Genomic DNA, 12,614 nt, shown 5'->3' with positions numbered 1-12,614 from the left:
CATGAGCAATAAGGGGCGGCATGAATTGACAAAATAGCCTGCGGATATTTGTTATGAATAGTGCGAAAGAAGATATGATGGCCAGGTTTTGAATGCGGAAGGTAAGAGGAGAGGGCGGAAAGCGATTAGTTGGCAGAAAATGCATAAAAGTTAAAGCTCATGAAGAAGATCAGAATATGGAAACGCCAGCGCCAGATATTACGCTGCCCTGGTGATTGCAAATCCTGTTTTCTTTCCTCCAGGATTCTAGGGGGATGGCATTATTCAGATGTATAAAATTTCAACCTAAATCAGGATAGGTGTATCCTGACCGGCTTATTCTTCCGGCTATATGATCTATATCCAAGGCGTTCTATGAAAAAAACCCTGAAATCGCTTTATCAAAGTGTGAAGCCCAAGTGGCCAAAGCCAAAGCATGATGAAAGTGATCAACCATATTTTCTGTTTCTTTTGACGCCTCCTAATTCTGGATCAACCGCGATTGCTAAAGTACTTGATTCCAGCCCTAGAACGATGACTTTGACGCCAAATGGAGAAGGTCAATGGCTTGTTCCGGGTTTATGTTCTGCGGATCGATGGGATCCAGATAAAGAAGTGGACTACTCGTCAGTCAAGGCAGTTTGGCTGAATCGTTATCAAAAGGTCAAAAGCCAGCATTCTGAAGTGGACGTGGTGATTGAAAAGAGCCCTCCCAACATGATGAGAATCGCGGATCTATCGAGTCAATTTGACAGAGTCTCATTTTTGGCAAACAACAGAGATCCGTATGCGAATTGTTCAAGTCGGCTTTTTCGTTATCACGATGTGGAAAATGTCACCTTGTCGTCGCGACAAGAGATATTGATAGACTTGGCCAGGGTCTGGGTGGAAAGAAGTCGTCGAATTCGTGAATTCGTTGAAGGGGGGGGGGTTCCTGTTTTGACGTACGAGCGTTTTTGCGAGAGCCCCTCTTTGTTGCTTGATATGCTCTCGTTGCCAGAGGGGGTTGCAGAAACCATCAGCCTGAATGCGCACGTAAAAGTAAAAGATTACGAGCTGCAACCGATTATTAATCAGAATCAGCGGCAGATTTCGAACTTGACTGCCGATGATGTCGATTGCCTGAATAGTGTTCTCTGTCCTGAGCGTGATTTGCTCGATTATTTCGATTATAAGTTGCTTTAAATTATTATCGGTGGCACTGGGCATGGAATGTTGTCGTGACGATAGCGTTCATGTGGCTTGGAATCAGGTATCCCAAACTCCGGATATCGCGCTAAATGGAATTTGTGATGAGTGATTTCGATAGCGAAGAATTGCAAGAGAAAGAACGTGGTTGCCTGGGTGTTTTTTTGGTCTGCATCATTATGCTGGTGTTCGCAGGACTGATTGGTGTTTATGCATTAATAAGGTTTTTAGATAATAATCCGGGGTTTCACATATAGAGGCTCAACCTGATGCATTCACTTCATTCATCATGGGAAATTAAAAACCTTCGTGAAACAGCCATGTTGAACTGTAGGTTGGATTTGTTGGTGGTTGAATGAACCGGATACCGGATAGCTTTGATTTGAGTGAAATTGTGGGGGATGTGCTGTCTCAAATCTGCATCGATCAGCATCAAATACAGCTTAAATTTGAAAGGGTGTCTATACAGGGTGGTGGCGATCTACTGCTTGAGAGCAGTGGAATTTCGAAGCAGCTCTTCTCTGACTCCTGGGTAAGCACCGGTGGGTTAGAGGATTTGATTGGATGCAAGGTCATAGGGTGGGAGAAAAGGGATGACTTCCATTTCTGCCTATCGTTTGCCTGCGATGCGAATCTGGTGTTTGTTACCCAGGAGCGGCCCTTTGAGGATTTTACTATTCATATTTGGGAAACTGAATTCTATGTTCTCTAAGTATGAAAGCCCTTCCAAGTGGCGACAGGCGGGCCGATTTTTTGCTCGTTCCTTGCTGTAATTTTTCCGCTTTGCCGAGCGTTAAATCCAGGGGTGTGCAATATGGAGTCAGTGGTTACCGGTCTTCTGGTGCTTGTCGGCATCATTCATCTGCTGCCCGTTTCGGGGGTGCTGGGCGTAAAGCGCCTTGCTGCTTTGTATGGTGTTTCCCTGGGGGAGCCCAACCTTGAAATCCTGATGCGTCACCGGGCCATCCTGTTTGGGCTTCTCGGCTTATTCTTGCTCTATGCTGCGTTTCAACCCGCTCTGCAATCAATCGCCATTGTCGCGGGCGTTATCAGTGTTGTGTCTTTCATCGCTATTGCATGGTCGGTGGGCGGCTACAATGACGCTATTCGCAAGGTGGTCATCGCAGACATTATCGCTACCGTCGGGCTTGTTGCTGCCGCGACAATCCATGCTGCCATCCGCATTTCACCATAACAGCGCTTTTCGGCAGGTTGTTGTCGTTGTGAGCCGATCCCAACAACGGGGCCAGGCACTCTTTGAGTGTTTGAGCGGTTAAAGGCGAGCCTCAATGCGTAGGTTACCGTTGAGGGTCTTGAACGTTTACCGCTGATTCCGCGGTGGCCATTCCCGTCCTGGGTTTAGTGCTCGTGTGAATAGTGCAGGGTCGTATCCGCCAGGATTTCACAGGCTTGCAGGATTCTTGCTTCAACTGTCACGCTGTCACCGGCGGTCAGGTCGAGTTTAATTGGGCCGGTCGTCTTGCTATCGCCCAGAATGTGCAACTCGCCGCTTTCACTGTCGATGCGTGTAGTGCCATTCTTTTGGGTCTTGCTGCGTAGCAAGTAGGTGAGCGTGTTGTAGTTGCCCGCACAGGTCACTTCCAGGTTAAAGCTGTGTGTGGACCCAATGGCACTGTGAAGAATGTTGAGCTGGCAGTCTGACTCTGCCAATGAGGCAGAAGGCAGGAGGCCGAGCAGAATCAGCACGAAAAAGTAAATACGCATGGAATGTGACGCACCTGAAAAATACCAAGGCTAGAAAACCCGGGGCAACGATTCAATGGGGTTTTAGTAATCAAGCAGCATGGCGTGTATGGGTATCTGCAACTGACACCGGCATCCCCCTTCCGGTTGGTTTTCCCATTCCATCGTAGCGCCGATTTCCGTGGCCCGAAAACGGATATTGGTCAGTCCCATTCCTGGTGAGTGGCTGGTTTCCGGCAGGCCAGGGCCATTATCCTGCAGAGTCAGAGCCAGGGTGTGGTGGCTTGCCTCGCAGTGCAAACGGACTGGCCCCTGGTTGGCATGCTTGATGATGTTGGAGGTTAGTTCGCGAAGGATGCGGCTCAGGTGGTAGGCCTTCTTGGGGTCGGCGGGCAGGTCGGGGGTGTTGCCGCTAACGGTGGCCTCAAACGGAATGCGTGCGTGAGCCAGGCGGTTTTCTGTTTCGCTGAGCGTGTTGCTCACCAGCTCGTTCAGAGGGATCACGTCGCGGGTACTTTGGTTGACGGTTTCCCGCAGGGAAGACAGCGCTTCCCGGGCCAGCAGGGATTTTTCGTCTTCCGCGCGCGAGTGCAGGATGGAGAGCAGTTTTGCGCCCACGTCATCGTGCAGGTCCCGGTAGACTTTCTGGCGTTCTTGCTGGGCATGATTGTGCAGTGCGAGGGCGTGATTTTCTGCGTAGCTTTGCTCCAGCGAGGCGGACACTTCGGCCACCCGTTTTTCCAGTTGGCTGTTGAGGGTTTCGCTGCTGTTGAGTGCGCGCACGAAGGTGCGCACCAAGTGGATAAACATGAGTATCAGCAATACGGCGAATCCGTATTGCATGTAGGTGCCTTCCGGCAGCCCGCCCGGTTGCCGGGCAGCGACCTGGAAGGCGTAGATGTCGTGCAGGACCAGAGCCGCAATAATCAGAAATCCGGGGATCAACACCAGCAGTTCGCGGCTGCGTTTGCGAATGGCGATGCGTGTGCCAATGACGAGCAGGTAGACCACCAGCGCCAGATGCATGCCATGGACCAGAGTGATCACCAGTGAGTGCAGGTGCATTGGCATGCTGAACAGCAGCACCGCTGAGAGTAGTACTGCAATGATGGCGGTGAATTTGAGTCGTGGCCGCTCCAGCTTCATCAACTCGTAGAGAAACATGAACAGGAAGAAGCCGGATAAATCGACACAGTAAAAGGCGAAGCGAAGCCAGCTGCCGTGGTCGAAGGGGGCAAACGGTATGGCCAGATAGAACATGACCACCGACCAGCTGAAGCAGAGCAGTGAGAAATACAAATAGAGCCGGTCCTTACGGCGTAGCAACCAGATGAAAAGGGTAAGACCACCCATGATCAGACAGGTAATCATGCTCCATTCGGCGATGTGGATTTTCTGCCTGACGGCTTGCTGGTAGTGGGTTTGCAGAGCGGTTTGCGCGCCCAGGAAGACTGGCGATAGCACCGCGTTGGGTTCGCCGCTGCGTATGCGCACCAGCAGCTGGTTGCCGGTCTCTTGCCAGAAGAGCGCGGGAATGGCCGTATAAAACGGATGGTTCCAGCCCGTGGATTCCAGACCATCGAGCCGTTCGGTGCTGCCGACCCGGTGACCGTTAAGGTATACGGTGATATCAAATACATGATGGGCGACATAAAGGCTGTCGCGCTGGTCGGCGGGGAGGGCCTCCACGGGGAAGCGAAACCAGAAAGTGCCCGTTGTCTGCCGGGCGGAGCCGGAAAATGGCAAGCCGGTTTCCTGCCAGCCGCTCAGGGGAGGCTGGTCTGTAGGGTGTTCTGTATAGGCGACTTGCCCCTGGGTAATGGCGTGATAAGGACTGTCGGCATAGGCCAGGCTGGTCAGCAGTAGAATCGAGAGGCCCAGTAAAACGTGAAAAGCGCGCATTCTTGTTGTTCTGCGGTGATCGGTTTGCGGCAAATGTAGCATGAATCCCGGTGCTGCAGTGGCGTGATGATGGCCCATTGAGGCCTTGCTTCCGTCACAACGTTGTCTTCGCGCTATGGTACAGTAGCGCATCCTTCCCAACCGGATGTTTGTCCATGCTCCTTTATCTTCTTGTGGCCTGCGATGGCCTGGATGAAAAACAGGAAAAGGCCCTCAAGCGTTGCCGGTCTGATGTGCAGGCAGCACTGCACGCGTATGCGGAAGAAAACCCTGACAGCCAGGTCACCGTGATCGACGAGTGTGACAGCGAGGAGTGCGAGGACTGGCGTCTGGGGATCCAGCAGCCGGTGAAGAAGGCGGCCCAGATCAAGCCGGCGGTGCAGCTGTTCAATGACCTGGCCAAACAATACCGCGTTGATTGCGAGGTGGGCTCGGTGGAGGGCGGCGAGTTCGAGCCGGTGAGCTATTTCGGCCAGCGTGAAGGGCAGGGGGATGCGTTTCTGATTGGGGCGTATCTGGGCTTGTAGCCCTCCCACCTGCCGCTCCTCCCCTCTGCGCTCGTTCTTTTCTGTTTTCCCTGATCAGCGACGAATGTCGCCGAATTCTGCAGAATCTGGCAAGAAATCGACAGTATCCGGTGGCCGGTCGGGGGCATCGCTCCCTTACCATGGTGCTCTCTCTGGCGCGGTGTTCACTGCGCCGTCGTTAGTGTTTCCAGTGAAATCCATTCCCGGGAGAGTCTATGAAAACCGTCGGTTACGCGGCTTTTTCCTCCGATGCCCACATGCAGCCCTATCATTTTGAGCGGCGAGCCTTGCGCGGCAATGATGTGGCCATCGAAATTCTGTTCAGCGGCATTTGCCATTCCGATTTGCATACGGTGAACGGCGACTGGGGCGACCAGCATTACCCGCTGGTGCCCGGCCACGAAATCATTGGCCGGGTGATCGAGGTCGGCCCACAGGTCACCCGTTATCAGGTGGGCGACAACGTGGGTGTGGGCTGCATGGTGGACAGCTGCCAGGCCTGTGATCAGTGTGACCATGGTGAAGAGCAGTATTGCCGCCATGGTATGACCCCGACCTATGGCTCGCCGGACCGCATTGATGGCGAGATTACCCAGGGCGGTTATGCCAAGCATATCGTGGTGCGGGAAGAGTTTGTGTTACGGGTGCCGGATGCCCTGGATTTGTCCCGTGCGGCGCCGATTCTATGCGCGGGGATTACCACCTTTTCCCCGCTGCGTACCTGGAACGTGGGTAAGCGGAGCCGCGTCGGGGTGATTGGCCTGGGCGGCCTTGGTCATATGGCGGTGAAGCTGGCGGTGGCCATGGGCGCTGAGGTGACTGTACTGAGCCGCTCCGCCCGCAAGGCAGAAGAAGCGCAAAGTCTTGGCGCCACCGGGGTGCTGGTGTCCACCGATAAGGTCGCCATGGAGGCCGCCGAGTCGTCACTGGATCTGATCATCGACACCGTGCCGGTACGGCATGACCTGAACCCCTACGTTCCCTTGCTGGATGTGGATGGCACCCTTGTGATTGTTGGGCAGGTGGGTGACATGGATCAGTTTGAATCGGCGCCGATGATCTTTGGCCGCCGCCGGGTAGCCGGGTCGCTGATTGGTGGCATTCAGGAAACCCAGGAGGTGCTGGATTTTTGTGCCGAGCATGGCATTCATCCGGTCTGTGAAATCATTCGTCCGGATCAGGTGAATGATGCCTACGACGTGATGGTGAAGGGGGATATCGCCCATCGCTATGTGATGGACATGTCCAGCCTGAGTGTGGCGGACTGAGTCAGTCAGGTAACAAAAACGGGGCCTTCATGGCCCCGTTTTTTTAAGAGGATAGAACGCAGACAAGCCGGCGTATCAGGAGCCATGAATGTCGGCATCGTTTCTCCGCTGGTGAGCCTGAGGGCTTGCGGGCTTCTCGCGATCTTTTCTGCCGTGGTATTTTCATGGAAGGATAATTTTTTCAGGGAGAAATGAATGAAAAAGCCATGGTTTGCCGGCGTTGCGTTTTGTGCACTCACGTTATCGTCAGCCGTGTTTGCCTCGCACAATGTTTACGGGACGTTCAAGGGAGGCTGGTCAGATCTGGATGCTCGGGATATTCCTTCTGGTGTAGATACCACGGATGCCAGTTTCTCATTGCTGGTGGGTGTCAGCTTCCCGCTGGATCGCCATGACACCTTTTCGTTGGGTGTCGAAGGTGGCGGGGTGTGGTTGGGAAGTTTTGGCAATGACAGTGAGCTCGAACTTTCCGGTATCGAAGCCGCGGTAATGGGTAAAGCCCATGTGGCCAACGGCACAGATGTGTTTTTGCGCGCCGGCGCCTTGCGCTGGGAGGCAGATCTTGATCACGGCAGTGATGACGACGGCACTGACGGTTTCTGGGGGCTAGGTTTCACCTACGGGCTGGATAAACTGAAGTTCCGCGGCAGTGTGGACCGCTATTCGCTGGATGAGGTGGATGTGGAAACCTACACACTGGGCCTGGAGTACCCTTTCAACTAAGTGTGGGAAAGAGTGTGAGAGCGGGCCATGTTAAAGGAATGATGGAGACCATTCGTCGGCATTGTAATGCCTGAAGTGTGTGCTGAGCCGTTTCAGGATGAGGGCTGCAGGCGACAATGAAGTTACATCCGCCCGGCGGCTCAGCATGACAGGGAAGCGGTGCCTCACGTTATCTGTTCAGCACTTCCTGCGCGGCGCGAATGCCGGATTGCAGAGCGCCATCCAGGTAGCCGCACCACCGGGTTGCGGTTTCGGTGCCGGCCCAGTGAATTCGTCCGCAGGGCTCGCGCAGGGTATCACCGAAGGACGTGATGACCCCGGGGGCGGTGTGGGCCACGTAGCAGCCGCGGCTCCAGGGTTCTGCAGTCCAGTCCTGTTCTACATAGGCGATGGGGTGAGCGGCATCTGGCCCAAAGTAGTGAACCAGATCGCTTATCACCTGCTGGCGCCGGGTGGCTTCATCGGTGGCGCTCATCGCGATCGCATGGTCGGCGTCGATAAAGCCCACCAGAACGCCCATGCCGTCATCATCCAGAGACTGATCGAACACAACATTGAACACCCGGTTGTTACTGACCACACCACCATTGAGGCCACGCAGGCGCCAGAAAGCGCGCTCGTAGGCGACATGGATCTTGATCACCGAGCCCATGGGCATGCGTTCCAGTAGCGCGTTGCGCTTGGCGGGGAGTGGCTGGTTATAGCGAATCTTGGCGGCGAGCACCGGTGGGATGGCCATGATCAGGTGCCGGGCGCGGTAGGTGTGGCCGTTGCTGATGACGCTGACACCGTCGTGGTGTTGTTCCACCGCGTGCACCGGTGAATCAAGCTGCACACTGTCGCCCAGTTGCGCGGCCATGCGTTGGGGGATTTGCCAGGCGCCGCCAGCAAATTTGTCCTGCTGTGCACCTCCTTCTATACCAATCAGGCTTTCAAGGCTTTCCCCTTGGCGCAGATATTCGAGAAAGCACAGGTACGAGACCTGGCGAGGTTCGGCGCAGAGCACCGCGCGGGTGATGGTGCGGGCGAATTCGCGAGCGCCGCGGGTGTGGACATGTTTGAGTATCCAGCTTTCCAGGGTTTGCGAGTCCCATTGCCGTGCTTTGGCGGCGAGCCAGGGCTCTGCTGTGACTGGCAGGCTGCGCATTTCCTTGTTCCAGCGCCGTTGCAGCAGGGCCAGCTCCATCAGCGACAGGAACGGAAGTTTGGGGATGTCCGAGGTGAAGGTGCTGACGTTGTCATCCAGGGAAAGGATGCTGGCCCCGGCGGTGTATTGGGACAGGGTTTTGACGCCGAGGGCGCTGGCCTGCTCCAGCAGCACGGTTTGTTGCGGGCCCACCCACTGGCCGCCCAGATCGATGGTCTGGCCAGCGATTTCACCGGGCATTGAGCGCCCGCCGACCCGGTCGCGTGCTTCCAGAACCCTTACGCGTTTGCCTGCCTGCTGTAGCTCAAGGGCAGCCTTGAGCCCGGCAAGGCCTGCGCCAACGATGATGACATCCTGCTCCAGATCGGTATGGTTCATGGTGTTCTCGCACATTGTCCGTGTTGGATTTATAATTTAATAAACGCGTTTATTAAAATCAAGCCATGACCTCGACCAAGACCAAAAAGGCCCGCCGTGGCCGTCCGCCCCGCACCAGCCAGCAGGCTCAGGACAGCCGCCAAAGGATCATTGCCGCCGCCCGTGCCTTGTTTGCCGAGGAGGGTTATCACGGTGTGTCCATGCGCAAGATTGCTGCGCGGGCAGAGTGTTCCCCCGCGGCGTTGTATCAATTGTTCCCCGGTAAGCGTCAGCTGCTGTTGCATATCTGGAATGAAATCTTTGTGGCGCTGATCGACGCGTTGCATCAGTGCTACGCCACGGCGCCGGTGGAAGACCGCTTGGAAACCATGTGTCTGCTGTACATTGATTTCTGGCTGTCGCGGCCGGATGACTACCGGGCCATTTTCCTGATTGAGGATCACCCTCAAGCGGATGGCGACAGTTACTTTGTGGACAGCTCGGGAGTGCAGGAAGGGCTGCAGATTTTTCGCCAGGCCATTGAAGACGCTCAGGCGCACGGCGCGTTGCGCGCGGGCGATGCGGATGAGATGCAGAGTGTGCTGTTGTGCGGTATGCAGGGGGTGGCCATGAACCTGATTACCATCCCCGAATTCCCCTGGGGGAAGCCGGAGGTAATCCGGTTGGCCACCGTTCGTGCGTTACTGGCGGGGCTTCGGTAGCGGCGCCGGCTAGCCGGCGCGCACTTGCCCGCGAATCATATCGACGGCCTTTTCGGCAATCATCATCACCGGCGCATTGGTGTTGCCCCCGATCAGGGTGGGCATGATCGAGGCGTCGATGACGCGCAGGCCATCGATGCCATGCACGCGCAGTTGCGGGTCCACCACGGCGGCTTCATCGGTCCCCATCTTGCACGAGCCCACCGGGTGGTAGACGGTGTCGGTGCGTTGTCGGATGACGGCGCGAATCTCGTCGTCACTGTTCACGTTTTCGGTGAACATGTCTTTTTTGATCCAGCGTTTGAGTGACGGGGCGTGCATGAGGTCGCGGGTGATCTTGTAGCCGGCGACCATGTCTTCCAGATCTTGTGGATTCTCCAGAAACGCCGGGTCGATCAGTGGCAGGTCATCGGGGTTGGCGCTGGCCAGCTGGACGCTGCCGCGGCTGCGCGGGCGCAGCAGGCACACATGGCAGGAATACCCCTGGGTGAAGTGCAGTTTGCGGCCGTGGTCGTCCACCAGGGCGGTGACCATGTGCAGCTGGATATCTGGTGCCGAGAGTTCGGGGCGGGTTTTCAGGAAGGCACCGGCTTCGGCAAAGTTGGAGGTCCACAATCCGCGCCGGGTCTTGCGGTAGGTGGCCATGGCCTTGAGGGCCCGCCAGATGCCGCCAAGGGAAAAACCAAAGGTGTCCGGGCTGTCGGTGGTGTAGCCGAAGATAAAGTCCGGGTGGTCTTGCAGGTTCTTGCCCACGCCGGGCAGGTGATGCACCACGGGGATGCCGTGTTGTTTCAGCTCGGCTTCGTCACCGATGCCGGACAGCATCAGCAGTTGTGGTGACTGGAATGCCCCGGCGGAGAGCAGGACTTCCTTGCGGGCGCGGAAGGTACGTGTCTGGTTACCTTGCTTGAATTCCACGCCGACGGCGCGTTTGTCTTCCACTATGATGCGTTGCACCTGGGCGAGGGTTTCCACTTGCAGGTTGGGGCGATTCAGGTGCGGGAACAGGTAGGCGCGGGCGCTGCTCCAGCGCTCGCCATTTTTCTGCGTCACCTGAAATACCCCGGCGCCTTCCTGTTCTTCCCCGTTGAAGTCATCGGTGATGGGGATGTCGCATTCGCGCGCGGCATTCAGAAAGTAATCGTGAAACGGGCTGTCCGTGCGGATATCGCTGACGCTGAGCGGGCCATCGTTGCCGTGGTAATCATTGCGCAGGCGTTCGTTGCCTTCGCTGAGCCGGAAGTAGGGCAGCACATCCTGGTAGGACCACCCCTTGTTGCCCAGTGCCGCCCACTGGTCGTAGTCCTCGCGGTGACCGCGAATATAGACCATGGCATTGATGGCAGAGGAGCCGCCCAGGCATTTGCCGCGCGGCTGGAAACCCTGGCGACCGTTCAGGCCTTTTTGTGGCACGGTTTCCATCAGCCAGTTGTTCACCGGCTTGGCCAGCATGGCCACGGCCCCGGCGGGGACGTTGACCAGCAGGCCGTCCCCTTTGCCGCCGGCTTCCAGCAGGCACACGCGGGTGTCGGGGTCTTCGCTCAGTCGCCCGGCCAGGGCGCACCCGGCTGAGCCGCCACCGATGATGAGGTAATCGAATTCGTTGTCCATGCGGGCTTCCCTGTTCTTTGTTATTGGGGGTCGCGTTTATTGAGGCGGTTGTCCTCTTGGGCCCTGGCGGTCGCGCCCAGACTGTTATCAGCCTAGGTGGGTCGCGCCGGGGAGTCGACCGGTAATCTGTTAAGTCAGGTTAGCACCCGCAGGATGAGACGATAATTGTAATTTGTATCACTCTGGACGGATCTCTGAACGGGATGGTCAACGGCAGACCGGCTCAGTGGGTGAGGGCATGGGCGACCCAGCCACCTAGGGAGCCTCTGAATAACTCCTTGCATGCTCAGCGTGGCCTGAAGCGTGCAGCTGTTGTGTCTTGTCTCGACGGTAAGGGTGGTTCCCTTTCCTAGAGGCAAGGCGCAGCAGATGTGCGCTTCAGGCCGCGCCCTTCGGGTCTTCCAGGCTGGCCCGCACTCGTTGTTGCGCTTTTTCGATGGATGGGCATACACCTTCAAAAGCGCGCCTAGATTGCGAACCAGCCTGAAAGACTGAGCATACAAGGAGTTATTCAGAGGCTCCCCAGGTATAACCCTGCACCGAAGACAGTGTGGGTAAGCAGGCTTTGCAGGCGGGCGGCGCGGGGGTTGGGCGTGCGGCGTGCGGCGAGGCCGGCGCCCATGCCAGGCTGCATGAGCAGGAAGGGTGCGGCGACGGAAAGCAGACCAAACAACAGGGCGGGCCACAGGGTAGGGTGCGACAACCAGCCGGGGCCCGCCAGTAACAACAGGGCGCCGGCAAACCCCAGCCCCACCAGATAGTGGACGGCCCAGCCTGTGATGGCTTCATGGGGCATGGCGGTGGCTTGGGCAATCGCAGGGTGACGGAACTGACCGTTGCCCATATGCCGTACCCACCGGCCGACCAGGTCGTAATTGGGCGGTGCGATGCCAAGCAGCGGCTGGCGAAGCCAGCTCCAGGCATCCATTACCAGGGTGGCGCACAGGCCGACGATGGCAGTGTTCAGCAGAAAATCCAGCAAGTGGGTCATGGTGGCTCGTCCTCGGGTTGCGGTGGGTGTTAACGTACAACTTCAAGTCAGCTTGAGGTCAAGGGCATGGATATTTCCGAGGTGGTGCGCCAGTCCGGTGTGCCGGCATCGACCCTGCGTTACTACGAAGAAAAGGGCTTGATCGCATCGGTAGGGCGAAGCGGATTGAAACGGCTTTTTGCGCCACGGGTGGTGGATCAGCTGGCGCTGATTGCACTGGGGCGTGCGGCGGGGTTTTCGCTGGATGAGATTGGTGAGATGTTTGACGCTGACGGCGAGCCCACCATTGATCGACAGGCGCTTGCGGCCAAGGCCGATGAGCTGGAGCTGACCATCCGGCGTTTGTCTGCCATGCGGGATGGACTTCGACATGCGGCCAATTGCCCGGCGCCACGGCATCTGGAGTGCGACCGGTTTCGTCGTCTGATGACGGTGGCGTCTGCGCATGCCAAAACCGCTAAGGCGAAACGTGGGAAACCGTGAGCCCGTTATGTA

14 protein-coding genes are annotated in these 12,614 nt (G+C 56.8%); 9 read left to right on the top strand and 5 right to left on the bottom strand.

What is annotated here, in order from left to right; translation table 11 throughout:
- The first annotated feature begins 354 nt into the window (after positions 1–354).
- The 4 genes from Q672_RS33950 to Q672_RS23435 all read left to right on the top strand — a co-directional run bounded on the left by Q672_RS33950 (position 355) and on the right by Q672_RS23435 (position 2,362).
- A complete protein-coding gene (locus Q672_RS33950) occupies positions 355–1,164 on the top strand; it encodes a sulfotransferase family protein (RefSeq protein ID WP_081703623.1) in 810 nt (269 codons plus the stop codon).
- Between the two features lie 107 nt (positions 1,165–1,271).
- The gene (locus Q672_RS34210) at positions 1,272–1,424 is read left to right on the top strand and encodes a hypothetical protein (RefSeq protein WP_022984891.1); all 153 of its coding nucleotides are present in this window, start codon (positions 1,272–1,274) and stop codon (positions 1,422–1,424) included.
- A gap of 98 nt (positions 1,425–1,522) precedes the next feature.
- Entirely contained in the window at positions 1,523–1,879 is a 357-nt protein-coding gene (locus Q672_RS23440; RefSeq protein WP_022984890.1) for a hypothetical protein, read from the top strand.
- 102 nt (positions 1,880–1,981) lie between these two features.
- Positions 1,982–2,362, top strand: a complete 381-nt coding sequence (locus Q672_RS23435; RefSeq protein WP_022984889.1) for a hypothetical protein — start codon at positions 1,982–1,984, stop codon at positions 2,360–2,362.
- A 164-nt stretch (positions 2,363–2,526) separates the two neighbouring features.
- On the opposite strand, the gene Q672_RS23430 is transcribed toward Q672_RS23435, so the two are convergent.
- Positions 2,527–2,892: a hypothetical protein gene (locus tag Q672_RS23430; RefSeq protein ID WP_022984888.1), complete on the bottom strand. Its 366-nt coding sequence runs from the start codon at positions 2,890–2,892 to the stop codon at positions 2,527–2,529.
- A gap of 63 nt (positions 2,893–2,955) precedes the next feature.
- Entirely contained in the window at positions 2,956–4,773 is a 1,818-nt protein-coding gene (locus tag Q672_RS23425; protein ID WP_022984887.1) for a sensor histidine kinase, read from the bottom strand.
- A 155-nt stretch (positions 4,774–4,928) separates the two neighbouring features.
- On the opposite strand from Q672_RS23425, the gene Q672_RS23420 reads away from it, so the two are divergent.
- The 3 genes from Q672_RS23420 to Q672_RS23410 all read left to right on the top strand — a co-directional run bounded on the left by Q672_RS23420 (position 4,929) and on the right by Q672_RS23410 (position 7,291).
- Positions 4,929–5,300, top strand: coding sequence for a hypothetical protein (locus tag Q672_RS23420; RefSeq protein ID WP_022984886.1), 372 nt, complete (start codon positions 4,929–4,931; stop codon positions 5,298–5,300).
- A gap of 215 nt (positions 5,301–5,515) precedes the next feature.
- Positions 5,516–6,568, top strand: a complete 1,053-nt coding sequence (locus tag Q672_RS23415) for an NAD(P)-dependent alcohol dehydrogenase (RefSeq protein ID WP_022984885.1) — start codon at positions 5,516–5,518, stop codon at positions 6,566–6,568.
- Between the two features lie 195 nt (positions 6,569–6,763).
- Entirely contained in the window at positions 6,764–7,291 is a 528-nt protein-coding gene (locus Q672_RS23410) for an outer membrane beta-barrel protein (RefSeq protein WP_022984883.1), read from the top strand.
- A 169-nt stretch (positions 7,292–7,460) separates the two neighbouring features.
- On the opposite strand, the gene Q672_RS23405 is transcribed toward Q672_RS23410, so the two are convergent.
- Positions 7,461–8,816: a flavin monoamine oxidase family protein gene (locus Q672_RS23405; protein WP_031226229.1), complete on the bottom strand. Its 1,356-nt coding sequence runs from the start codon at positions 8,814–8,816 to the stop codon at positions 7,461–7,463.
- A gap of 65 nt (positions 8,817–8,881) precedes the next feature.
- Between Q672_RS23405 and Q672_RS23400 the strand changes: the two genes are divergently transcribed.
- Positions 8,882–9,517 carry a TetR/AcrR family transcriptional regulator gene (locus Q672_RS23400; protein WP_022984881.1) on the top strand — a complete coding sequence of 212 codons (636 nt, stop codon included), beginning with the start codon at positions 8,882–8,884 and terminating at the stop codon, positions 9,515–9,517.
- Between the two features lie 9 nt (positions 9,518–9,526).
- Here Q672_RS23400 and Q672_RS23395 read toward each other — a convergent pair whose 3' ends face one another.
- Together Q672_RS23395 and Q672_RS23390 are read right to left on the bottom strand one after the other, a co-directional pair.
- On the bottom strand, positions 9,527–11,128 hold the full coding sequence (locus Q672_RS23395; protein ID WP_022984880.1) for a GMC family oxidoreductase: 1,602 nt from the start codon (positions 11,126–11,128) through the stop codon (positions 9,527–9,529).
- A 511-nt stretch (positions 11,129–11,639) separates the two neighbouring features.
- Positions 11,640–12,119 (bottom strand): DUF2938 domain-containing protein, encoded by a 480-nt coding sequence (locus tag Q672_RS23390; protein ID WP_022984879.1) that lies wholly within the window; start codon positions 12,117–12,119, stop codon positions 11,640–11,642.
- Between the two features lie 66 nt (positions 12,120–12,185).
- Between Q672_RS23390 and Q672_RS23385 the strand changes: the two genes are divergently transcribed.
- Positions 12,186–12,602, top strand: coding sequence for a helix-turn-helix domain-containing protein (locus Q672_RS23385; RefSeq protein ID WP_022984878.1), 417 nt, complete (start codon positions 12,186–12,188; stop codon positions 12,600–12,602).
- Positions 12,603–12,614: the final 12 nt, after the last annotated feature.

Source organism: Alcanivorax sp. P2S70 (assembly GCF_000475295.1).
Taxonomy (GTDB): Bacteria; Pseudomonadota; Gammaproteobacteria; order Pseudomonadales; family Alcanivoracaceae; genus Alcanivorax; species Alcanivorax profundi.
Note: the sequence above shows the minus strand (reverse complement) of the source record. Positions and strands in the feature narration are given on the sequence as shown.

Excerpts from the sequence above, each read along its gene's own strand:
- Q672_RS33950 (WP_081703623.1), top strand. The coding sequence starts at position 355 with ATGAAAAAAACCCTGAAATCGCTTTATCAAAGTGTGAAGCCCAAGTGG.
- Q672_RS34210 (WP_022984891.1), top strand. The coding sequence starts at position 1,272 with ATGAGTGATTTCGATAGCGAAGAATTGCAAGAGAAAGAACGTGGTTGC.
- Q672_RS23440 (WP_022984890.1), top strand. The coding sequence starts at position 1,523 with ATGAACCGGATACCGGATAGCTTTGATTTGAGTGAAATTGTGGGGGAT.
- Q672_RS23435 (WP_022984889.1), top strand. The coding sequence starts at position 1,982 with ATGGAGTCAGTGGTTACCGGTCTTCTGGTGCTTGTCGGCATCATTCAT.
- Q672_RS23430 (WP_022984888.1), bottom strand. The coding sequence starts at position 2,892 with ATGCGTATTTACTTTTTCGTGCTGATTCTGCTCGGCCTCCTGCCTTCT.
- Q672_RS23425 (WP_022984887.1), bottom strand. The coding sequence starts at position 4,773 with ATGCGCGCTTTTCACGTTTTACTGGGCCTCTCGATTCTACTGCTGACC.
- Q672_RS23420 (WP_022984886.1), top strand. The coding sequence starts at position 4,929 with ATGCTCCTTTATCTTCTTGTGGCCTGCGATGGCCTGGATGAAAAACAG.
- Q672_RS23415 (WP_022984885.1), top strand. The coding sequence starts at position 5,516 with ATGAAAACCGTCGGTTACGCGGCTTTTTCCTCCGATGCCCACATGCAG.
- Q672_RS23410 (WP_022984883.1), top strand. The coding sequence starts at position 6,764 with ATGAAAAAGCCATGGTTTGCCGGCGTTGCGTTTTGTGCACTCACGTTA.
- Q672_RS23405 (WP_031226229.1), bottom strand. The coding sequence starts at position 8,816 with ATGAACCATACCGATCTGGAGCAGGATGTCATCATCGTTGGCGCAGGC.
- Q672_RS23400 (WP_022984881.1), top strand. The coding sequence starts at position 8,882 with ATGACCTCGACCAAGACCAAAAAGGCCCGCCGTGGCCGTCCGCCCCGC.
- Q672_RS23395 (WP_022984880.1), bottom strand. The coding sequence starts at position 11,128 with ATGGACAACGAATTCGATTACCTCATCATCGGTGGCGGCTCAGCCGGG.
- Q672_RS23390 (WP_022984879.1), bottom strand. The coding sequence starts at position 12,119 with ATGACCCACTTGCTGGATTTTCTGCTGAACACTGCCATCGTCGGCCTG.
- Q672_RS23385 (WP_022984878.1), top strand. The coding sequence starts at position 12,186 with ATGGATATTTCCGAGGTGGTGCGCCAGTCCGGTGTGCCGGCATCGACC.